At 64.7% G+C, this 21,683-nt stretch carries 18 protein-coding genes and 2 tRNA genes; 7 read left to right on the plus strand and 13 right to left on the minus strand.

Annotation, left to right across the window (positions count from 1 at the left end; translation table 11 throughout):
• Positions 1 to 24: 24 nt before the first annotated feature.
• From DMC64_RS08380 to DMC64_RS08390, 3 genes are all read left to right on the plus strand, one after another.
• Entirely contained in the window at positions 25 to 507 is a 483-nt protein-coding gene (locus DMC64_RS08380) for a tRNA adenosine deaminase-associated protein (RefSeq protein ID WP_197684721.1), read from the plus strand.
• Positions 462 to 983 carry a nucleoside deaminase gene (locus DMC64_RS08385; RefSeq protein WP_228688266.1) on the plus strand — a complete coding sequence of 174 codons (522 nt, stop codon included), beginning with the start codon at positions 462 to 464 and terminating at the stop codon, positions 981 to 983. Before DMC64_RS08380 ends, DMC64_RS08385 begins: the two co-directional genes overlap by 46 nt.
• A gap of 85 nt (positions 984 to 1,068) precedes the next feature.
• Positions 1,069 to 1,275 (plus strand): CsbD family protein, encoded by a 207-nt coding sequence (locus DMC64_RS08390; protein WP_037334843.1) that lies wholly within the window; start codon positions 1,069 to 1,071, stop codon positions 1,273 to 1,275.
• A gap of 1,532 nt (positions 1,276 to 2,807) precedes the next feature.
• Here the strand turns inward: DMC64_RS08390 and DMC64_RS08395 are convergent.
• Together DMC64_RS08395 and DMC64_RS08400 are read right to left on the minus strand one after the other, a co-directional pair.
• Positions 2,808 to 3,926: an MAE_28990/MAE_18760 family HEPN-like nuclease gene (locus DMC64_RS08395; protein ID WP_158634208.1), complete on the minus strand. Its 1,119-nt coding sequence runs from the start codon at positions 3,924 to 3,926 to the stop codon at positions 2,808 to 2,810.
• A gap of 5 nt (positions 3,927 to 3,931) precedes the next feature.
• Positions 3,932 to 5,155 (minus strand): DUF262 domain-containing protein, encoded by a 1,224-nt coding sequence (locus DMC64_RS08400; protein WP_125733105.1) that lies wholly within the window; start codon positions 5,153 to 5,155, stop codon positions 3,932 to 3,934.
• A 250-nt stretch (positions 5,156 to 5,405) separates the two neighbouring features.
• Here DMC64_RS08400 and DMC64_RS08405 point away from each other — a divergent pair, with 250 nt between their 5' ends.
• On the plus strand, positions 5,406 to 6,302 hold the full coding sequence (locus DMC64_RS08405; protein ID WP_125733106.1) for a hypothetical protein: 897 nt from the start codon (positions 5,406 to 5,408) through the stop codon (positions 6,300 to 6,302).
• Here the strand turns inward: DMC64_RS08405 and DMC64_RS08410 are convergent.
• From DMC64_RS08410 to DMC64_RS08430, 5 genes are all read right to left on the minus strand, one after another.
• The gene (locus DMC64_RS08410) at positions 6,270 to 8,357 is read right to left on the minus strand and encodes a DNA methyltransferase (protein WP_125733107.1); all 2,088 of its coding nucleotides are present in this window, start codon (positions 8,355 to 8,357) and stop codon (positions 6,270 to 6,272) included. The two genes, DMC64_RS08405 and DMC64_RS08410, sit on opposite strands and share 33 nt — an antisense overlap.
• Before the next feature lie 789 nt (positions 8,358 to 9,146).
• A tRNA-Ser gene (locus tag DMC64_RS08415) sits at positions 9,147 to 9,237 on the minus strand.
• A gap of 42 nt (positions 9,238 to 9,279) precedes the next feature.
• On the minus strand, positions 9,280 to 9,825 hold the full coding sequence (locus DMC64_RS08420; RefSeq protein ID WP_125733108.1) for a DUF305 domain-containing protein: 546 nt from the start codon (positions 9,823 to 9,825) through the stop codon (positions 9,280 to 9,282).
• Positions 9,826 to 10,060: 235 nt separating this feature from the next.
• Positions 10,061 to 10,243 carry a hypothetical protein gene (locus tag DMC64_RS08425; RefSeq protein WP_037334852.1) on the minus strand — a complete coding sequence of 61 codons (183 nt, stop codon included), beginning with the start codon at positions 10,241 to 10,243 and terminating at the stop codon, positions 10,061 to 10,063.
• A 124-nt stretch (positions 10,244 to 10,367) separates the two neighbouring features.
• The gene (locus DMC64_RS08430; protein ID WP_125733109.1) at positions 10,368 to 11,699 is read right to left on the minus strand and encodes a BNR-4 repeat-containing protein; all 1,332 of its coding nucleotides are present in this window, start codon (positions 11,697 to 11,699) and stop codon (positions 10,368 to 10,370) included.
• A gap of 158 nt (positions 11,700 to 11,857) precedes the next feature.
• On the opposite strand from DMC64_RS08430, the gene DMC64_RS08435 reads away from it, so the two are divergent.
• Positions 11,858 to 14,323, plus strand: coding sequence for an endonuclease/exonuclease/phosphatase family protein (locus DMC64_RS08435; RefSeq protein ID WP_125733110.1), 2,466 nt, complete (start codon positions 11,858 to 11,860; stop codon positions 14,321 to 14,323).
• Between the two features lie 74 nt (positions 14,324 to 14,397).
• On the opposite strand, the gene DMC64_RS08440 is transcribed toward DMC64_RS08435, so the two are convergent.
• From DMC64_RS08440 to DMC64_RS08465, 6 genes are all read right to left on the minus strand, one after another.
• Positions 14,398 to 14,769 (minus strand): hypothetical protein, encoded by a 372-nt coding sequence (locus DMC64_RS08440; RefSeq protein WP_037334861.1) that lies wholly within the window; start codon positions 14,767 to 14,769, stop codon positions 14,398 to 14,400.
• Positions 14,762 to 17,503, minus strand: a complete 2,742-nt coding sequence (locus DMC64_RS08445) for an FtsK/SpoIIIE domain-containing protein (RefSeq protein ID WP_125733111.1) — start codon at positions 17,501 to 17,503, stop codon at positions 14,762 to 14,764. The genes DMC64_RS08440 and DMC64_RS08445 overlap by 8 nt, the downstream gene beginning before the upstream one ends.
• Before the next feature lie 15 nt (positions 17,504 to 17,518).
• Complete coding sequence (locus DMC64_RS08450) at positions 17,519 to 17,764, minus strand: hypothetical protein (protein WP_016337967.1); 246 nt, start codon at positions 17,762 to 17,764, stop codon at positions 17,519 to 17,521.
• Between the two features lies 1 nt (position 17,765).
• Complete coding sequence (locus DMC64_RS08455) at positions 17,766 to 18,026, minus strand: hypothetical protein (protein WP_005167132.1); 261 nt, start codon at positions 18,024 to 18,026, stop codon at positions 17,766 to 17,768.
• A 140-nt stretch (positions 18,027 to 18,166) separates the two neighbouring features.
• Positions 18,167 to 18,251: transfer RNA gene (locus DMC64_RS08460), tRNA-Ser, on the minus strand.
• Between the two features lie 72 nt (positions 18,252 to 18,323).
• Entirely contained in the window at positions 18,324 to 19,070 is a 747-nt protein-coding gene (locus DMC64_RS08465; RefSeq protein ID WP_125733112.1) for a PP2C family serine/threonine-protein phosphatase, read from the minus strand.
• Positions 19,071 to 19,147: 77 nt separating this feature from the next.
• Between DMC64_RS08465 and DMC64_RS08470 the strand changes: the two genes are divergently transcribed.
• Positions 19,148 to 20,788 carry an N-6 DNA methylase gene (locus tag DMC64_RS08470; protein ID WP_125733113.1) on the plus strand — a complete coding sequence of 547 codons (1,641 nt, stop codon included), beginning with the start codon at positions 19,148 to 19,150 and terminating at the stop codon, positions 20,786 to 20,788.
• Positions 20,789 to 21,673, plus strand: a complete 885-nt coding sequence (locus tag DMC64_RS08475; RefSeq protein ID WP_125733114.1) for a serine/threonine-protein kinase — start codon at positions 20,789 to 20,791, stop codon at positions 21,671 to 21,673. It abuts the gene before it with no gap.
• Positions 21,674 to 21,683 lie beyond the last annotated feature (10 nt).

Raw genomic sequence — 21,683 nt, forward strand, 5'->3', positions numbered from 1 at the left:
ATGCGGGCGGAATACGGTGTGCGCATGGCGGTGCAAGAGCCGATCACGGGGTTCGCGGTGGCCGTGGTGCGGGAGGACGGTCGGTGGCGGTGCAGTTCCCTTGATCCGGGGGCGCTCGGCGAGCTCGACGCTGCGATCACCGAGCTCGGCAAACTGCGTTCGACAGGGGCCGCGTTCGGGCTGCTGGCGGTGGACGACGAGTTCTTCGTGATCGTCCGGCCGAGCCCCAGAGGCCCGTCGCTGCTGTTGTCCGACGCCGCCGCGGCGCTCGACTACGACATCGCCGCCGACGTCCTCGACGTGCTGAGAGTCGACCCCCCGGACGAGGACGACGACGCGGTCTGGCCGGAAGGCGACCTGGAGATCCTGTCCGACCTCGGACTGCCCGGGGCGGAGCTGCAGGTGATCGTCGGCGAGGTCGATCTCTATCCGGATGAACAACTCCAGATGGTCGCGCAGCGATGCGGCTTCGCCGCCGAGTTCACCAAGATCCTGGACGAGATCTGAGCCCCGCCGCCTCCGCCGCCGACATCGCCGCCGTCCGGGCGGCGATCGTCGCGGCGCGAGGTGCGGGCGAAGACGTGCCGATCGGCGCCGTCGTCCTGTCCCCGGACGGGACCCCGCTCGCTTCCGCGCGCAACGCCCGCGAAGAACTCGGCGACCCGACGGCGCACGCGGAGATCCTCGCGCTGCGGGCCGCGTCGAAGATCTACGGCGACGGCTGGCGGCTCGAAGGCTGCACGCTCGCGGTGACGCTGGAGCCGTGCACGATGTGCGCCGGCGCCCTTGTGATGGCGAGGGTCGCGAAGGTCGTCTTCGGCGCCTGGGAGCCCAAGACCGGGGCCGTGGGGTCGCTGTGGGACGTCGTCCGCGACCGGCGGCTCAGCCACCGCGCGGAGGTCGTCGGCGGGGTCCTGGAGGCCGAATGCGCGGCCCTGCTCGAAGACTTCTTCCATGGGCAACGGGGTAACCGCACCGGGTGAAGCATGTGTCGGACCCCGGGGCACGGGTAACCCTCCGGAGAGGTGGCCGCAGACGGTGGCCGCAGTCGAAGGAGGAACATCCGCCATGAGCGTTTTCGACAAGGCGAAGGACAAGGCCGAGCAGGCCATCGGCGCCGCCAAGGAGAAGCTCGGCGAGAAGACCGACAACCAGGACCTCGCGAACTCCGGCCGGGCCGACCAGACCAAGGGCGAGGTCAAGGAGGCCGGGCACGACCTCCGCGACCGCGCGGAAGGCGGCGTGCAGGACCTCAAGGACAAGTTCAACAAGTAGCCGCGAACGCAGAAGAGCCGGTCTCCGTGGAGACCGGCTCTTCGCTGCGGTGGCGGTGGGTTTCTTTCAACCCGAGGGCCGAAGTTGAACGTGTAAAGAGCGGCCAGTCGAACTCGGCAACGGGGCCCTGCCGTAACGAGCCTGGCCACACCGCTGACGCGTCGTAGCGATCATCCGCGTCTATCTTGCCGTCTCGACTGGAGCGACCTGGGCGAGAGCCCTGGCGGCGCTGTGGCGGAGCGGGCCGCTCGGTGCCGGCGGAGAGTAGTGAGGGGCCGGTACTCAGTCAGACGGACGGATCGACACCAGCCTGCCCCTGCGGAACGCGGGTCCGCGCCAAGACGGGTAGGTCGCTACGGGATCGACGCGGTGCGTGGCGCACTGAGACCTGGTGTCCCGGGCATATGGTGAACCCACAGCAGAGAACCCCTCGGCCGTACGTACGGGGGCTGCTAGATGTGGGAGTCACTCCCTGCCGTGCTCACCGCCTTTGGCGTCGACATAGCCGTGCGTTCCGATGATGCGAAGCCCACCATCGTTCAGAACCAGTTTGGGTGGACCGCCAACGCCTATGCCTGAGTGTCAGGTCGGCTGCTCTGGCGGACTTACGTGCGAAGTCATGGTGCCTGAGTCTTCGACGTCGATCCGGTTGCTACTTTCGCTTCGCTCGTCACAGACGAAGAGATCTGCCGCTGGAAGACCTCGATGAGCAGCTCAGCCGCGCTCTACGTCGCCAGCCACTCCGTCGGCCTCTACGGCGAGGCGAATTCTGACGGTGTGTGGCGAGGACGACACGACGGCGTTCTCGCCGACGGGCGTTCCCGGCCGGTCGGACGCCGGAGAAGTCTTTCAAACCCCTGGCCGGATGATTCCAACCACGGGCTTGAACGTCGCACCTATGGCGGCCTTCGCGGAGGCCGATGTACAACAGTTCTCGGCTTGACATATATCACAATCTGCAATACGATGTTCTAATTGGCGTCGGCGAGGTGGCAATTCTCTGCTTCTCCGTGATTCAATAGGGGGATTCACCGTGGTATGGGGCGATGTTGCTCTTGTATGTAGTGGAGCTGCTGGTAGATGGCTCGTCGAGCAAGATCAACCTAGTTCTGCCAGGAACTTCGCGTGCTGTGCTAGCCGTCGGCATTCGAGTTTTCCGCCATCATGCTTTCGCGTGTCGTCAAGGTCATCCGTAGTCGCCTGAAGTGCACCGGGGCGCCGGCGCGGGAGCTGTCGCGGTGAGGGATGGATGCCTACAGGCGCCGGAGCATTTGCGCAATGGCGACACCTGTGCCCAACCCGCGCGTGGCTCGGCATCGGCATCGCCACCGAGTTGCGTTAGGTCCGCGAAATCACGACGATGCTGGCCGAGCTGGCCAGACCTTGACCTCGGCGTTCGAGCAACCGAGTGAAACCACGTCCGCTGCAGTCTCACCCCGTCACCACCCTCGCCTAAGCCATCCTCCCTCAAGCATCAACGCGCAGTGCAGACCCTTCTCCGCGGCACTGCAGGGAATTTATCAAGCTTTAGATCAACCTTGAGAAAATGAAAATTTTACTTGCTCATCGGATGCATCTCGCAACGCGGACTCAACCTCTGACCACTTGGCTGCCAGGAGCCTAAGCTCGTACTTCTCCCTGATAGATATATCAAAGTTAATTCCAAATGGACCGCCATCTGGTGTGGCCGTTTTGATCTTCACTTGATTGGCTTGAATTTCTTTGACTGAGCACATTTTGATGGCCTCCCCCACGAGGTAAGCCTTTGCTCCTGCTGAAACTTCGGCTGCCACCTGCAGAAATTGGCCAATGCTGCGTTCGCCCGTCTCCTTGTCCTTCCAGACATGGGTTACGGAGCCAACACTTAACCCCTCTCGGGAGACCAAGTCGCAGATCTGAAAATTGGACAGGTTTCTAAATATCCAAACGTCGAATCTGTATACCGTATCAGCGATATCCTTCAGAGTTTCGATGTCTAAGATTTCGAAATCTGAACCGTGTGCCACCTCATTTCGGCGGTCCGCTAGCTCGTCGATAACGGATTCAGGTGTAGTGTATAAGCCATCCAGGGCGCCGTATGGAAAAGTCTTAAAATACTCATCCGACTCCGTCGGTCCAACTTCAAAATCTAACCGGAGGAGGATATTTCGTATTGTTTCGTAGCGAAAGTTCGCCGTATGTCTAGACATGGCACTTTCGTTTAGCTGAATGATACCATCAAGACAATCTCCAAGGCGGCGAACATCATCTTGAAGGAGCGTGGTGTCGCCCGACGAATTCTGGCTCAGCTCCTGCAGGTGCTGAAGCGTAAGTAAGAGGTGATGCTTTCGCACGCGGTCTGGAAGTTTATCGTAACTGCTGAACACCTGCCCAAGCACTCGCGCAAAGCTTTCGACTAGGTCGCGAATAAATCTCTCGTGCATGCTATACAGCTGCACAATGATGAACGAATAGTATTGACGCTTCCATGCTGTACCTGCTAATACGGGTACGAGACTATTCAGCGCGTTCATTCCAGCATTTTCACTGGTCGACGGTGGCCGAGTGGTACGCCTCAGAGTCTCCAAGTGTTCGACAAGGGAGATAAAGTCCGCTAGCTCTCGCGCTGAATTATGAAGGCGCAAGACAGGTGCCATGATGTCGGTCGCCATGTCGTCTATTCCGTGAAACCCTCAAGGAATTCAAAGAACAACTGATCGCGAACTCGCACGTCAGATAAATTTACTTTTCGACCATCGAATGCGGCTGAGTTATTCTGGTAGAATTCAGGCAAGGCGTTGCATATGTTAGCCGCCTGCTCGACAAGTCGGTCGCCGACGGAGATCAGGCGACTGAATGCAAACATGATCGGGTCGTACGCGACCAGAGTCGGCCGGCCGACCCACAGCCATCCATGTTTTCGCGCGCGGTATAACAAGAACGCGTCAGGACCTAAGACGCGGTAAGTGAGGTCGGCAGTCTTCATAAAGATTTCCTCTAGGTCGCGCAATGTCGACCGAGAAAAGCCGTTAGCGTCAGAGAGGTAGCGAGTTAGGTACTCATCAAGCGCGCCCGATTTCCATAGTCGACCTCGCTGGCGATGTGCAAAGAACCGCAGAACCAGCTCGACGTCGCCCATGGTCCGATATAACTCGTTGTCCCCGAGTTCGGCAGGCGGCGTCCAATTTTCTCCGCCGCGGAACTCTGTCCTGTCAGGCTCCGGGATACCCCACATTGCACAGAATGACGGCAGCCTGGAGAGGCGAACACACAGTGTATTCATCGCACCCGGATGCAAGGCATTACGTTTCTCTTGATCAGATAGGTCTTCGCCGCCACTGTTGATTCGCTCGAAGACGAGCTGCTTCAGGCGATCCGCTTCGGCTGTCGATTTCGCCGTTTCGTGCAGCAGAATGATCGACGACAGGTAGCGTCGATCAATGCCACGCCTAACTTGCTCAGGTAATTGACTGTACCTGCGTCCGTTTAGCTCAGGCCACTGAGTGAGGCCTTGCAGGCTAAACTTGTCCTCATAGAACTCGGCAATCGCGGTCAAGCGTTGGCGCCCGTCCATTACCTCGTATCGTGAGAGTTCCGATTCGTAAAGGAAAACTGGTGGAACGGGCACGTTAACGACGAAGGATTCGATGAGACGAGATTGCCGCTCGCGAGACCAACGTGGCCGACGCTGGAAGTCGGGTTGCAAGTTATAGTCGGCGCTACGCACCAGGTCAGTGACCTGTTTCAGTGGGTATCGAGCCTGTTCAACGACGATCCGAATCTCGCCCCGTACGTACTTATCGTTGATCGCTTCATCCGATGTCCGATCGTCTACTGCGTCGGCGCGCGCAGTCCAATCGAGCCGTTCACCCGGCAGTAGGTTACGGTCCGCGCTAGTCACCACAACTCCTCAACCATGTCTCGCCCACTTGGCGCCGGCGACCGGACACCAGCCGAGCAATCTACCCGGCGGGGTTGGCTGCCGCGACGCAGACACGCTTAGCAGGCAGGCGCGACGCGGGAACCATCGGGCGCCAGACCAGCTTCCTTCTGCTAGACGACTAAAGACACAAAAACTGTCACATAAGGCGAGTACCGTGGGTTCCGTTGAGGTCGACACAGAGTCGACCGCTGCCGAGAGGGGAACCTGCATGACGGTCCCGGTAGGGCCCGCGACTCAGCCGCGCGACCTGGCCGCTGCTTGCTTCAGCATCCTCGCCGATGCTTTCTTCGACGAGGCAGGCGAGCCACTACCCTTCAGCCAGCCAGACAAGAAGGACACTCAAGACGATCCCTTCGATGTTCTAGTACGAAACATACTTGACGAGCGACTTCCGCAGGGTGTAAGCGTTCTCTCCTCTGGGAAGAACTTGGTTAGCCCAGACCTGGTCGTAGCCCGTCCTGAGGAAACTTCACTGCTTATCAAGGGCGGTTGGGACCTGGATCCTCGGCATATCGTCGCAATCGAGGTCAAGAAGGTGAAGCCAGCGAAAGACGGTAAATCTGGGCGCGCGGGTGGCATGGACTACAACTCTACACCTCCCTGTTCTCGCGTGAGAATCTACGCAAAGAACAAGAAACCTCTTGTGGTCCCTTCCTTTTACCTTTTCGCACTTCATGTGCCACACGGCGACCAGTACCTCGTGCGGTCGCTCGCGCTCGTCAGCGGCTCTGCGCTGAACCAGGATGCGCGTCTGTATGAAAGCAGGACCGGCATTCGGAAAAAGAGTATCAACTTGGGGACGTTTGGTGATGGTTTGGATCGAGAGCGGCCGATGCTTGTTTTCGCCAACCCACTCGGGTGGAAGTGGATGTCTGGAACTGCAACGCTCATTCATGAGCGGGACGATCTCGCCGACGAACAGGATCTCTCTCGTGCACGAGAAGTCATTCGCAATGCTTTTGATGGCTCAAAGCACAGCTTCTGGGCATACCGTCGAAACGACGGACGCACCACCTCTGAAACACCCGCTGTTGATCCCTTCCCTACACCTAAGAACAGGTCAGTTGAAACGTCACCTCGTGGGCGCTTCGTCGTCGACCTGTGACCCAGCCCTTCGCGATGTGACACCGAGTGCAATGCAGGCTTCATCAGCTTCAGCAGCTGCGCGTGACATAAGTTGCGTGAGCGTTTCTTTTGAAGCCGGGTCTGTATAGGCAGCCAGGACTGCACCTCGCACCACGGACTGGACGTCTGTCCAGCCAACAGTAACGCCAGCGTTTTTGCACTCACGTAGCTCATTAATGACTCGCTCGAGTGTTGGACGAGCGCTCGATGTTGCTTTTCTGCAGACAACAATCGAGTCGAGGTTAGATGGATCTGTGGCAGCACTCTTCGGTGCTGCCACAGACATCTCGCCCTTTACCGGCTGGACTGCAGTGATAATTAGGCCAGCTTGTTTAAGTGCTTTTACGACAGCCTCCCAGCCAGCGGCTCGCGCCTGATGGAAGGTGAAAGCTAAGAGGCCATCCTCCTTCATGACGCGAGCGGCTTCCCTCCATACCTGGGCGATAGCCGCCGAGAACTTGTCGGCATCGGTTGACTGGACCTCCCCGACCATCCGCGTTGTCTCATTTGATGGATACGCCGGAAAAGGATACATCTGACGCAGCCAGGCGTGGAAAAAGTCCGCCAACTCCGAGTAATGTACATTGTCAAAATAGGGTGGATCCGTAATGACGAGATCAACACTTGAGTCCGGGAGTGCAGTGTCAGCTGACGAGCCGGTGACAATTAGAGCAGCGGCGGGTTCACCTTCAAACTGCTCGTAACTGTCAACGATACGCGAGCCTAGGGTCTTTGATATACCAACCACGCGTTCGCCATCCACGATGTCGTGAGGCGCCTTTTTATACTCGAGAGCACGTAGGATTCGACTCTTGAAGAGAGTGGAGAACGATCCTGACGACGCAGGTGTACCCCAGGGATGCGCTTCCAGTGGCGTCCGCTCGGGCTTCAGGATGTGGTTTGAGAACATGTGTCGGACAGCGCCGGTGCCCTCGCCCTTATACGAGCAGAACAAGTTGTTGAATTCGAGTACGCCTGAGAATAGGGCAACGAGAGCTTCTCGCTCTGGACTGGCTTCCTGATTTCTAATCGCAGCGCCTAGTAGGCCAAGGCAGTACAGTTGTCGTGCATTGAAGAACTGCGGCCACGTCGTGTAACCCCACCTAATTGCCTGCCGTGTATTATTGCCAGCATCAAGCGTTCCGATAGGGCCGACAAGCTCTTCACGTTTTTCCTCTAACAACGCCTCCGACTCGGCGTAAAGTTCAAGATCAAAGGAATCGATCGGCTCGTATCGCTTTCCGTCTTTCCCCAGCACAAGTTTCGCGTACATCTTTTGCTTTGGCGGATTGCCATCCAGGGCCGAAATTACCTTAGTGACATGCCCTCGCGAGCACCGCATGCTTGCCCCTCGAACCGGGCCGTCAAAAGAGCCGGATCGGTCACATGAAGAACAAGTGAATTCAGTATCGGTCGTGAGATTCACAACGTTCACTGCGTGGCAATCCGGGCAGGTTGCCTGCGCAGTCGGATACTTCTTAGGATAAGCGTGGCGCGCAAAGACGTAGCTCTTGAAGAGCTCTACATCGTGATCGTCAACAGGGCAGCTAGGACACGGGGCGACGCCAACCCAGAAGTAATAAAGAACAGTTTCGCCTCGCGCGTTGACGTGCAGCCGGTCTATCTCGGGACGCACCTTGCCTTCAACTTCTTTATAGGCCATATTTAGCGCATGGCTATCCCAGTCGGCCATTGCTTGACGCTGAACCAATGTGGCAACCGGGTTAATGTCATACCCAATTACGCGACACCCCATCTTCGCGGCTTCAACAAGGGTTGTGCCGGAGCCGGCGAAGGGGTCGAAGACGACCACATCCGGCCTATCCACCACAGACCCGTAGAGCTTCGCTGCAGCTGCCTCCGAGTCGGCAAGCGCAGACACGATGATCCCCCGGAAGACACTGCCGAGCCGCTGAGCCCACCACTTATGCGTGTGAGTTGCGGGGCGGTGCACTTCCTTCCGCCACGCCTCCTTCTCGGCGGCGACAGATACGACCCCGGCAGGAAACCCGGTTTCAAGGGCGACATGTGCCATGCCGGCATTCTGTCAGGGCGTCAACACGTGTGTTGACCGACATGCCGCGCTTACAAGGAGCAGTTCTGTGCACACACTCTGTCTATCTGTACTGCCCTCGCTGCGCATCGACGATTCTCGCACGAACGCCATCAGGCGGCACAGCCGCGAGCACCTCAATCTGCAGGTCGCGTAGCGCGGTAGCTGCCCATGATCGTCCACTTCGGAACGGATTGGCTACCACATTGTCGGAGAAGCACAAGACGATCCGTAGCTGCGCCTGGAGCGTAGAAGAGGTCGAGTGGAGCTTCAGGGCGTCGGCCTCCGTACCCTATGCTTCTGCGCGACTTTCGTTGGCCCTGGTGAGCCCATGTCTCGACGAGGACTGCCCCGTCGACCTCGACCCGCGCCCCTGTCGACGTCGTGATCCGCTGCGGTCTCAACTCCGCCCCACCACGCGACTGGCAGACACGATGATCAGCTTTTTGGTCGCTCGCGGCCAGCCACTCCACCGGGCTCTATAGCGAGGCGAACCCCGCCCTGCGCAGCAGCAAACCAGGCTTCTTCGAAGTTCTATGTCGACGAGTATGGGGAGATCGCTTGGGTCGACGTCACCGAGCCGTTGCATGCCTGCGCGTGCTCGTACCTGCCGCAGGAAACGACTCGTCAGGGAGTGACCAACCAAGTTGACCTGTGACGAGTACCACACTACGGGGTTCTCGCAGGGCGTTCCAGGTCGGTCAGACGCCCGTAAGACCGAACAAACCCCGGGTCAGGTGGCCCCGACCCGGGGTTTGAACGTCGCGCATATGGCGGTGGCGGTGGGATTTGAACCCACGGACGGGTATTAACCGTCACACGATTTCGAGTCGTGCTCCTTCGGCCGCTCGGACACGCCACCGCCGAGAACAATACCGGAGGGCCTTCCGGTGTCTTCAGGGGGTCAAGAAAGCTGCGAGGTGATCTCGTCGATCGCCGCCGTCTGGTTCTCGACGATCTCCTGTGCCAGCGCTTTCGTCTCGGCGTGCTCGCCGGAGGAGAGCACCGTCTTGGCCATCGCGACGCCGTTGCGCAGATGCTCGGCCATCAGCGGGAGCCACATCTTGTCGAATTCGGCGCCGGTCAGGTTCTGCAGCGACGCGACCTGCCCTTCGGTGATCATCCCCGGCATCGCGTGCCCGGCGTGGCCCGCCGCGGGGAGCACGGCCGCGTTCCACGACTGGAGCCACGCGGTCATCGTCCGGACTTCGGCCGACTCCGCCTTGACGATCTTGGCCGCGGTGGCCTTCACGTATTCGGACGCCGAGCGTTCCGAGGCCAGGTTCGCGACCTGGATCGACTGCTGGTGGTGCGGCACCATCTGCTGGGAGAAGGTGATGTCGGCCTGGTTGGCACCCGGTGTCGCCGGGGCGGCGCCCGTGGCCGTCGAGCAGCCCGCGAGCACCCAGACGACCAGCGCGAACAGGGCCATCGGCAGTCGCCGTCGCATCGATACCTCCGTAGTCAGGGGAAACCGGCCCCTCCGCCCTGTGATACGGCTGTGACCTTCCGGCGGTTCAAAACCGGATCAGCCCGTGGCGGACGTGACGGATCCGAAGAGCTCGACATCGACGGTCCGATGAGTGCGTGTGGCGCGAGGCGGAAATGACACACCGCCGGTGTACGGGCTCCGTCCTCCCCCGACGGGTCCCGTGCACCGGCGGTGCGCCCCCAGTTCCCCCTGCTCACCCTCCCCGGTGAGCGTCCAGAAGTCGTTCGCCCAGGTCGGCCTCGCGCAGGACGGCGTCGAGCCGTGCCCCGCCGAACGGGGCCACCGGGCGTCCGCCGCGTTTCCGGTCGCGCAGGTCGACGGCCAAGGCGGTGGTCAGCAGCAGGACCAGTGCCGTACCGACGATGAGCCAGTTCATCGGACACCTCCTCCGGCGACGTGAGGGAGGATTTGTGTCCTCGCTCACGTCGTCAAGGTAGCTCCGGAAATGCCGGGTTGCACCCGGACTTGAGGTTCATTTAAGGCAGCGGAACACCAATGGGCTATTTCCGCGGGGCTCCCGCGACATAAACGTCACCGTCGGCCACGGAGACGTCACGGGCGCTGGACGCGCCGGTCGCCAGAATGCGGGCGGGGTCCCGGAAACCGGTGATCACTTCGACGCGCTGGACCGGTTTCGGTGTGGTGATCAAGGTTTCCGGCGTCCAGACGCGGCCGTTCCCGAGCAAGAACGTTTCGATGCCCGGTCGTCCATCGCGCGTTCCGTAAACGCGCCAAGTGCCGCCATTGAGCTGTTCGATCTCACGCAATCGGAGTCCGTTCGCGACTTCGCGCACTTCCCAGTTCCGGCCGTTCCACGCACCCGCGAAATCGCGCGGCGAGCCCGCGGCGTCGAACTGGAACCAGGTGACGAACGGTTTGCCGTCGCGCTGGGTGCCGACCTGCAGGATGTAGTCCGGCGACTTGAGCCCGCCGGGGAGTTCGAGCGGCGTTTCGACGACCTTGAGATACCGCTCCTGCTCGGCGTCGTCGACCTGCGTGCCGAGGTCGCGGCCGGCCGCGGAGAAGAAGTGCAGGCTCCGCACGTCGAACGACAGGTGATAGACGTTCCGGTGGTAGACGTCGTGTTTGTGCTGCGACGGCCCGCCGCCGGCGAGCGTGTAGGCGAAGTCGATCCGCCCGGACGACGGCAGGTACCGCAACTGCCCGACGTAGATCTCGTCCATGTGGTCGGCCCGGCCCAGCGAGCCGAACGCCCACCGCTTCCCGGTCAGCTGCACGGAGTTTTTCCACGTCTTCCCGTGATCGCGGGAGACGAGGTACTTCATCGGGCGGAAGTCGGAGTTCGCCGCCGGATCCAGTTCGTTTGTCGTCTCGCGGTAGAACAGGAAAAGCGTGCCGTCGACGGTCTTCACCGGCATCGGGTAGCTCGCCGAATCACCCTCGGGCACCTCGGTGTCGGTCCAGGTGCCGTCGAGGGAATGGGCGAGCGGCGCGCGGCTGACCACGGTCCGCGTGTTGTGCATGCCGCGGAAGATCAGCAGATGCCCGTCGCCCGCCAGCAGCATCGTCGGGTAGTTGTGCGGATCGGATTCGCCGTCGGCGATCTTCTTCGGCGCCGTCCAGACGCCGGTCCGGTGGTCGTAGGCCTGGACGTAGGTGTCCGCGGCCTTGCCGGACCACGAGATGAACGTCTTGCGCGCGACCGGGTCGAAGACCCCGCCCGCGTTCGGCCGCCGGTCGGTGCGGGACGCGACCGTGCTCGCCGGGGTCATCACGTCGAACGCGACCTTGCCGGGTGGTGGTGCGGCGGTCGCCGCGGGAACCGGGATCACGAGACCGGCCGCGACGAGCGCGCAAAGCAGTCCGCGCATGAAAAACGCCTCCTGGTGTGTGGCAGGCGGCGGAGTTCGATCGTCTCACGCGAGATCCGAACGGGCTAGCGGTGACGAATCGTTGTCTTGACGTCTTCCTCATTTCACTTGTTCGGGGGAGTATGCCTCGACCGATCTTGCGAAAAAGGGGACTCAGCGTGACCACATCCCGACGTGCTGCCCGGAGACGGGCCCTGACCGTGGCCGTCGCCTCGGGCCTGGTCGTGAGCGGCCTGACCGCTCCGGCCGCGCTCGCCGCGCCCAGCGCCGACGCCGTGATCGCCGAGGTCTACGGCGGTGGCGGCAACTCGGGCGCCACGCTGACCAACGACTTCGTCGAACTCGCGAACCGCGGCGCGGCCGCCGTGAGCCTCGACGGCTTCAGCGTCCAGTACGCGCCCGCGTCGGGGAACAGCTGGCAGGTCACGCCGCTGACCGGCGGCGTCGCGCCGGGCGCGCGGTATCTCGTCGCGCAGGCGAAGGGCGCGGGCGGCACGGTCGCGCTGCCGACGCCGGACGCCACCGGCTCGCTGGCCCTGTCCGCGACCGCCGGCACCATCGCGCTCGTCCAGGGCACCACGGCGCTGACCTGCAAGACGGCCGCCGAGTGCGCGGCCGACAGCCGCATCAAGGATCTGGTGGGCTTCGGCTCCACCGCCGTCATCCGTGAGGGTGCCGCGGCGCCCGCGCCGTCCAACACCGCGTCCGTCGCCAGGGGCACGACGCTCGCGGACACCGACGACAACGCGGCCGACTTCACCTCCGGCGCGCCCACGCCGACCAACGGCAAGGGTGAGACGCCGGGCGAGACCGGTCCGCCGCCGGTCGACGCCAAGATCCACGACATCCAGGGCACCACGCGGATCTCGCCGTTGAAGGACCGGAAGGTCGCCGGGGTCACCGGCGTCGTCACCGCGATCCGGAGCTTCGGCTCGGCGCGCGGGTTCTGGATCGCCGACCCCGCGCCCGACGCCGACCCGCGCACCAGCGAAGGGCTGTTCGTCTTCACCGGCTCGACCACCCCCGCCGTGGCCGTCGGTGACGCGGTGACCGCCACCGGCACCGTCCGCGAGTTCTACCCGGACGCGCCCGCGACCTCGCCGTACCAGTCGCTCACCGAGCTGACGAGTGCACAGTGGACGGTCGGCTCCAGCGGGAACGCCCTGCCCGCGCCCACCGTCGTCACGCCGGACACGGTCCCGGACACCGTCGCCCCCGCGCCGGGCGGCAGCATCGAGCCGTTGCCGCTGGAGCCCGCGAAGTACTCGCTGGACTTCTGGGAGACGCACGAGAGCGAGATCGTCAGCGTCTCGGACGCACGCGTCGTCGGCCCGACGTCGTCGTTCAACGAGCTCTACGTGACCACCAAGCCGAAGCAGAACCCGAGCATCCGCGGTGGCGCGGTGTACTTGGACTACGACCGGCTCAACACCGGCGTGCTCAAGGTCGCTTCGCTGATCCCGTTCGCCGAGCAGCCGTTCCCGAAGGTCAACACCGGTGACGTGCTCACCGGCGAGACGTCCGGCCCGGTCGAGTACAGCAACTTCGGCGGCTACACGCTGTTCGCGACGAAGCTCGGCGCCGCCAAGGACAACGGTTTGCAGCGCGAGAGCACCCGCGCGCAGCGCAGTGGTGAGCTCTCCGTGGCGACCTACAACGTCGAGAACCTGTCCGCTTTGGACAGTGACGAGAAGTTCGGCGAGCTGGCGAAGGCCATCGCCACCAACCTCGCGAAGCCGGACATCCTGAACCTGGAAGAGATCCAGGACAACAACGGGCCGACCAACGACGGCACCGTCGCCGCGGACCAGACACTGAAGAAGTTCACCGACGCGATCGTCGCCGCCGGTGGCCCGCGTTACGAGTGGCGTCAGATCGACCCGGAGAACGGCAAGGACGGCGGTCAGCCCGGCGGGAACATCCGTGTCGGCTTCCTGTTCAACCCGGCTCGGGTGTCCTTTGTGGACCGACAGGGCGGCGACGCGACCACCCCGGTCGGCGTGGTCAAGGAGCGCGGCAAGACCCATCTGACCGTCTCGCCCGGCCGCGTCGAGCCCGGGAACGAGGCGTGGGAAGCCAGCCGCAAGCCGCTGGTCGGTGAGTTCGTCTTCAAGGGCCGCACCGTGTTCGTCATCGCGAACCACTTCAACTCCAAGGGCGGCGACCAGCCGACGCACGGCCGCAACCAGCCGCCGGTCCGGAGTTCCGAGGTGCAGCGGGCCAAGCAGGCGACCCTGCTCCGCGGCTTCGTCGACAAGCTGCTCGCTTCGGACAAGAACGCGAACGTCGTCGTGGCCGGCGACTTGAACGACTACCCGTTCTCGCCCGCCGTGAAGACGCTGACCGCCGGTGGCGCGCTGAAGGACCTGATCGCGTCGCTGCCCGAAAACGAGCGGTACAGCTACGTTTTCGAGGGCCAGTCTCAGGTACTCGACCACATCCTGGCGTCGAACGCGCCGCGCGGTCTCGACTACGACGTCGTGCACCTGAACGCCGAGTTCGCGAAGCAGGCGAGCGACCACGACCCGCAGGTGCTGCGGTTCCGGCCGAGCGCGGGCAACCCGGTCCAGGACGCCTTCTGGGACCTGGCGGATTACCTGGAGAAGATCTTCGGTCGCCCTTGACCCGCAATTAGTCCTCTGGATGCGGTACTTGCACGCGCAAGTACCCGCATCCAGAGGACGAAACGCGGGAGGAGTCAGGAGCGTTTGGCGCGCCACCCGAGGGAAAGGACGGCCTGCACGAGTTCCTGGTAGCTCGGCTTGACCTCTTCCAGGTACTTCTCCAGGTACCCGGCCCGCGCGGTCGGCACCGGACGCGGTTCCTCGTCCTCCGGCAGCCACGAGAGGCCTTCGACGTTGTGCTGCGCCATCTTCCACCAGCGCGTGCACCGGTCGACGGCGCGCTGCTCGCGTTCGGCGGCGTCCGCGACCGCCTGATGCGCCTCGGCGAGCCGGGCCTCCAGTTCGTCCGCGCGGCCGATCTCCCAGTTCCGGAGGTTCTCCGCCGAAGCGCGCGCGAGGCCGACGATCTCCTTGTACCGCATGGCCGCGGTGATGCCGTCATCCATCGAGAAGCCCTTCCGGACGCTGGAACGGGATGATCACCTCAGGGGCGCCGTGCGTGGTGCGGTCGAAGAACAGCGCGCGGCCCGGCCGCGGTGACCAGTGCACGACCTGCCCGGCGGCGAACGGCGACAGTTCGTTGCCCTGGACGTCCAACGCCGCCCAGGAGCCGATGTCGTCGGTGCCCGCGAAACCGAGCGTGTCCTTCAGCCGGGCGATGCTGCGCCACCAGCCGATGATGTGGACACCGTGCGTCGGGCCCTGCTTCAGTAGCACCCGCAACTGATCCAGACCGCTCTTGAGCTGCCCGGGTGCCTTCGCCTCCAAGGCGGGGATCGACGCGTCGACGCCGTACAGCAGCAGCACCCGCGCTTTGTCCAAAGAGGACAGATTCTCCGCGATATCGATTACCCGGGCGGGAAGATCGTCGACCAGGGTCGCTTGGTGGCCCTCCGCGCGCAGGCGCTCGGCCAGTTCGGCCACGGCGGGGACGGATGCCTCGATGGGGCATGAGAGCACGAACTCCACCGTCTCGCGGTGATACTGGCGGGCCAGCGAACGCGCGGCGGAGTCCATGATGGACAGTGCCTCCGCCGTGGCCGCGCCGAGGACGGCGACGTTCCGGCCCGGGGCCTTCGGCAGCTCGACCCCGCAGGCGGCCTCGTCGACGTCGATGGACTGGCCGAGCAACGCCCGCGGTTTGTCCGTCGGCTTCAGGTCGGTGAACGCCGGGAACTGTTCCAGCACCGGGGAATGCGCGCCGTCGAACAACCGGGGCCGCTTGAACGACTCCGAATACCGCTCCCAGAGCCGGTGCTGCAGCTTGTTGAAGACGTCCTTGCTGCTCGCGTCCGGGACGTGCGCGAGCTGGTTCCCGTGCGCCACACCGGAATCGTGGTTGATCACCGCGTGCCACTTCGGCGCGGAGACGGCCGCGTTGTTGGTCTCGGACAACACCCGCCGCGCCTTCGGCATGGCGATCCGCAGCGTGCACTGCTCGAACACCGCCGGTTTGCCCCAGAAGGCCTCGATCCCGGCGACGTCCTGGCTCGCCAGCACCAGATGGATGCCCTGCGACCGGCCTCGCCGCGCGATGTCCTCCAACAGCTGGGTCGCGGTCGCCGTCACGCCGTCGCGACCGGCGAACAGGTACTGGAATTCGTCGATCACCGCGACGATCCGCGGCCAGTGCCCGCCGGGGTCCTGCTCGCGCAGATCCGCGAGATTGGTGACCTCGTGCAGTTTCGCGGCGGCCGACCGGCGGCGCAGCTCGTCGGCGAGGTACCGCAGCAGCGCCAGGCCGAACTCGCGGTCGGTGTTGACGTTGACCCCGATGAGCTTGGCGTGCGGCAGCCAGCTCGCGTCCCGCCGCCCTGGCGCGAGCCCGGCGAACGACACGCCTTCCTTGAAGTCCAGCAGGTACAGCGCGAGTTCGTCCGGCGAGTACCGTGCCGCGAGGCTGCCGAGCAGCGAATACAGGAAGTTCGTCTTCCCCGAACCGCTCGGCCCGCCGATGAGCACGTGCGGGCTGGCGTCGCCGATGACGACCTCGACCGCCTCGCCCTCGAAGAACCCGACCGGCGCCCGCAGTTCCCGCGCCGAGCTCTCCTTGCCCAGTTCGGTCGGCAGGAGGTCGGCGAACGCGCGCGGCCCGCCCTGTTTGGCGATCAGCGCCTCGGCGATCCGCCCGGCGGCGCGGATGACCTGCCCGGACGGCATCGGCGGATCGAGGTCGACCATCAGGTCGGGGCCGGTCATGCTGCTCGTCGCGTGCCGTTCGTCGTGCAGGCTCAGCGATTCGACCGACGTCGACAGCATGGTCGGCACGTCGATCAGGATCAGGCAGATCCCGGCCGCCAGCGCCCCGGTGGCGACCCGTTTCAGTTCGCGGGCGCGCTCCGGTTCGAGGGTTTCGCCGTTGCCGTAGAGCACCGCGACACGGAACGGTTCGACGCGCTGGCCGCTCGCCCGCCGGATCTCCCGCAGCGACGTGTGCCCCGCCTGCATCCCGGTCGCGTGGATGCGGCGGATGTGCCCGGCCAGTTCGTCGAGGAGGTCCTCGAGCCGTCCTGGGTCGTACAGGGTGAGCGCGCTGGTGCGGCTCAGCGGGTACAGGTCGGGGAGGATCGCGGTCAGCTGCCCCACGTCCCACAGATGGATGCGCACCGCGCCGGGTTCGAACGTGCTGAGGATCCGCATCAGCAGGTTCTGCACGATGCCGTCCACCGCGGCCCTGGTCTTCGGCGCCGACGTGATGGACAGATGCGACTCGTCGAGCAAGGGGACCGCGACGTCGAAGGTGCGCGGGACGTCCTGGCCCGGCACCGTCGCCGAGCCGACGCGCCACAGCCCGGGCGAGGTGATGCCGGGATTCCCGCCGACGCGGCCCAGCCAGTCGCCCGGCGGCCGGCTCGCGGGACCCGGCGCGTTGTTCGCGACGAGTTCGCGCAACGCGTTCGGGCCCGCTTCCCAGTCGGCGTAGAACTGGCCGCGCACGCTGCCCAGCAGGCCGAACACCTCGTTCGCGGCGGGATGCCGCGACCATTCGGCGTACTGCTCCGAGGTGGAGTTGTTCATCCCCACCCGGACGATGTGCTGTTCCAGTTGCAGTTTGGCCAGTTCCGCCTCGGCGGCCTGACGGGCGCCGGCGGCGGCGCCGAGGACGAGCCCGATCTGGTGCCGGACCCGCTCGAGCGCCGTGGCGACGCGATTGCGCTGTTCACTGGCTTTGCTGCCCATACCGGCTCGCCGATCTCAGAGGCGGGATTGGTAACCGCTGACCAGGTCGTCAGCGGCGGAAAGGCGCGTCAGGAGGTTTTCCATTCCCTCGTCGGCCTGCGCCAGCTGCGGCGGAACCCACGGCACGGCTTGGGCCTGGGGTTCCACGATGGCGCGTCTGGACTCTTCGAGCAGGCTCCTGGCCCGCTCGGCATGGGCGCGTCCGTCGGCGAGGCCGGTTTGGACGGCCGTCAGCAGCTGGTGCAGTTCCTCGAGGTACATGTCAGAGACGGGTCGAGTACGACTCGGCCGACGAGATGCCCGCCTGGATGGTGCTCTGCATGCCGGTGATGCCTTGCAGGGCTTCGGCGAGAAGCCCGTGCGCCTGGCTCACCTCGTGCTGGGTGCTGCCCTGGGTGGCCTGGGAAAGCGAAAGCTGGGCTTCTTCGAGAGACTGCGCTGCCTGCTGAAGTGCGGCGATGCTCGCGGATGCCTTCTCGTTCGCGAGCGCGATACCAGCGCGGATCTCTTCGACTCCGGCCATTTTGGCGGACTCCTTGGGACGTCGGGGGCTGGAACGACCACTATTAAACTTAGCGTGATCAACTGACTCTGTTAAGTGAAGGTCCTGCTAAGTAATCAACAAGGCCCCGGACGTCGGAACGTCCGGGGCCTTGCTGACGGCGGAGGATACAGGATTCGAACCTGCGAGGGCGTGAACCCAACACGCTTTCCAAGCGTGCGCCTTAGGCCGCTCGGCCAATCCTCCGTGGGGAACGATACCGGATGCCGTTTCGGCTCCTCGAAGGCGGGTCTGACCTGCGTTTGCCGCTTCGCCGGCTCAGGCGGCCGAAGGGGCGAGAACGTCCGCCACGACGCAGGTGATGTTGTCCGGTCCGCCGCCTTCGTTGGCCAGGTCGATCAGCCTCGGGACGGTCTCGGCGGGATCTTGGAAGGCGCCGAGGACGTCCTTGATAACGGTTTCGACAACCGTTGCCGTTAACCCGTCCGAGCACAGCAGGAGACGGTCTCCGGGAGCGGCGTCGAAGGTCCAGATGTCCGCTTCGCCGCTGCCGGTGCTCAGGAGCGCCTTCATCAACAGCGAGCCGCGGGGGTGTCCCTCGACCTCTGACGGGTCGATGCGGCCGTCGTCCGCGAGGGCTTGGGCGAGCGTGTGGTCGCGGGTGAAGCGCTGGAGCGTGCCGCCGCGGAGGAGGTAGCCCTTCGAGTCGCCGATGTGGGCGGCCGTGAAATGCGAGCCGTCGAACAGCAGGGCGGTCAGCGTGGTGCCCATGCCCCGCGTCTCGGGGTCCTGTTCGGCCGTCGCGGAGAGCCGGTCGTCGATGGCGCGAAGCCCGCCGGTGAGCACCTCGACCAGGTCGACGTCCGCGAGGTCGAAACCGCGGAGGTCCGTGTCGAGCCGGGACAGGACGCCGACCGCCGCGGCGCTGGCCACTTCGCCGTGCGGCTGCCCGCCGATGCCGTCGGCGACCGCCAGCATCCTGGCGCTGGCGTAGACCGAGTCCTGGTTGACCTGGCGGCGCCGTCCGACGTCCGAGCCGGCGGCGTACCGAAGGGTGTACCTCATGGGTCCCAGTAAAGCAGCTGTGTACTGAGTTCACAAACAAAGGGTTGGAATAGCCAGCTGTCGGTTACGATGCGGCGATGGAGGAGCAAGCCACCGTCACCGCGGCGGACATCGCGCGCATCGCCGGCGTCGGCCGCGCCGCCGTCAGCAACTGGCGCCGACGTTACGGCGATTTTCCGCCGCCCGTCGGCGGGACGGCGTCGAGCCCCCTCTTTTCCCTGTTCGCCGTCGAAAGCTGGCTGCGTGAGCGGGGAAAGCCGGTCGAGATCTCACTCGGCGACCGGGTCTGGCAGCGGCTGCGGAACCTCGGCGACGATCTGGCGCTCGGTGACCGCGTCGGCCGCGTGGGGTCGTATCTCTCGCGTCGAGGCGTGTGGACCTTCTCGCCGCGCTATGACGACGCGGAACTGCTCGGACTGCTGGACCGCTTCGCCGAGGAGCGAGGGCCGCGCGAGGCCTACGAGTTCCTGTGCGAACGCTACGTCGAGGCGCACTCGCGCCAGCTGTCCGTCACACCGGAACCGGTGGCGGCGTTGATGTCCCGGCTCATCGGTCCCGAACCCGGCGTCGTGCTCGATCCCGCGTGCGGGCTCGGGACGCTGCTGCTGGCCTCCGGCGGGACCCGGCTGCTCGGCCAGGTCGACGATCCGGCGACTTCGTGCATCGCCGCGCACCGGCTCCTGCTCGCGGGCGCGGACATGGAGATGTACGGCGCGGACGCCCTGTCGATGGACTCCTACGAAGGGGTTCTCGCGGACGCGGTGGTGTGTGATCCGCCGTTCAACGAACGGGAATGGGGCTACGACGAACTCATCGGCGACCCGCGCTGGGTGTACGGCCAGCCGCCGCGCGGCGAGCCGGAACTGGCCTGGGTGCAGCACTGTCTCGCGCATGTGAAACCCGGCGGCCTCGTCGCGATCCGCATGCCGCCCGCCGCGGCCGGCCGTCGCACGGGGCGGAGGATTCGCGGGAACCTGTTGCGTGCCGGTGCTTTGCGTGCCGTGGTGACGGTCGGCGGCGCGGATCTCTGGTTGCTGCGGCGGCCGGAATCCGGGGAACGGCCGCCGTCCCGGCTTCTTCTGACGACTGACCCGTCCACTGTGGAGGGATATCTGCGCGGTGCCGACGTACCCGGCACGATCCGGATCATCGATCTGCTCGACGAGGAGATCGACCTTTCCCCGGTTCGCCATCAGGCGCGCGGTGAACACGCGGGCGAAGCCTTCCTTGAAGTCCTCAAGCGTTTCGAGGGTGTTCGGCCGGAACCGCCATCGCTGGTCGTGTCCGACGAGAAGCCCTCGTACGTCACGATCGGGGAGCTGCTGAAGTCCGGGGTGCTCACCGTGCCGGAATCGGTGGAAGAAGGCGACGTCGTCGCGTCACCCGCCGTGCCCGCGTATGTCCACAATGGAGAGACGTTCACGGCGGAGCCGACGATGTCGAAGTACCGCACCGATCCCGAACGGCTGGACGCCGCGTTCCTCGCCGGCTGCCTGCGCGCGGCCGGGCAGATCGCGCCGACCTCCTCGACCAGGATCGACCTCAAACGCACCCGGATCCCGCGTCTGCCGATCGAGACGCAACGCGCGCACGGGGCGGCGTTCACCCGGCTCGCCGCCTTCGAGGACGCCCTGCGCGAGGCGGCGGAATCGGGCCTGGAGCTGGTGAGGCTAGGCTTGGCGGGACTGACTGAGGGCCAGCTCAAGCCGGAGAACTAGTTGTTGATCGCGGACCGTTACGAACTCGACGAGCTGCCGCTCGGGCGGGGTGGGATGGGCGCGGTGTACGCGGGCCACGACCGGCATCTCGGCCGCCGCGTGGCGGTGAAGTTCCTCGGCCTTCCCGGTGGTCCGGACGCCGAACTCGAACAGCGTTTCATCCGCGAGGCGCGGATCCTGGCCACCCTGGAACACGCGGGCGCGCCGACGCTGTACGACTTCGGCACCTATGACGAGCGGTTGTACCAGGTCATGCAGTTCATCGAGGGGGTGACCGTCGCCGACCTCGCCGCCGAACACGGGCCGCTGCCGGTGCCGTGGGCGGCCGCGATCGCCGCGCAGGCCTGCGCCGTGCTGTCCGCCGCGCACGCGCTGTCCATCTGCCACCGCGATCTCAAACCCACGAACCTGATGCTGTGCCCCGACGGCAGTGTGAAGGTGCTCGACTTCGGGCTCGCGATGCTGCGCGAAACCGACGTCGCCCAGTTCACCCGCGCGGGACAGATCCTCGGCACCCCCGCGTACATGGCGCCCGAGCAGATCCAGCGCGGGATCGCCGGGCCGCGCAGCGATCTGTACGCGCTGGGCTGCGTCCTGCACGAAATGCTGACCGGCAGGCAGCTGTTCACCGGCCCGACGGCGTACGCGGTGTTCGAGAAGCAGGTCAAGGAGAGCCCGGCCGAAGTGGACGGTGTCCCGGGTGGACTGAACGTGCTGCTCGCGGAGCTGCTGGAGAAGGACCCGGAACGGCGGCCCCGCGACGCGGACGAACTGTTCGGACGGCTGGCCGTGTTCGCGCGGGACCTGCCGCCGCTGCCCGGCTATCTGGACGAGGGGGCCAACCCGGGCAGGATGTACGCGAGGGTCGTCGGCCGCGTGCCCTGAGACGCGATCG

Origin of the sequence: Amycolatopsis sp. WAC 04197 (assembly GCF_003947475.1) — a bacterium.
In the GTDB taxonomy this organism is placed as follows: domain Bacteria; phylum Actinomycetota; class Actinomycetes; order Mycobacteriales; family Pseudonocardiaceae; genus Amycolatopsis; species Amycolatopsis japonica.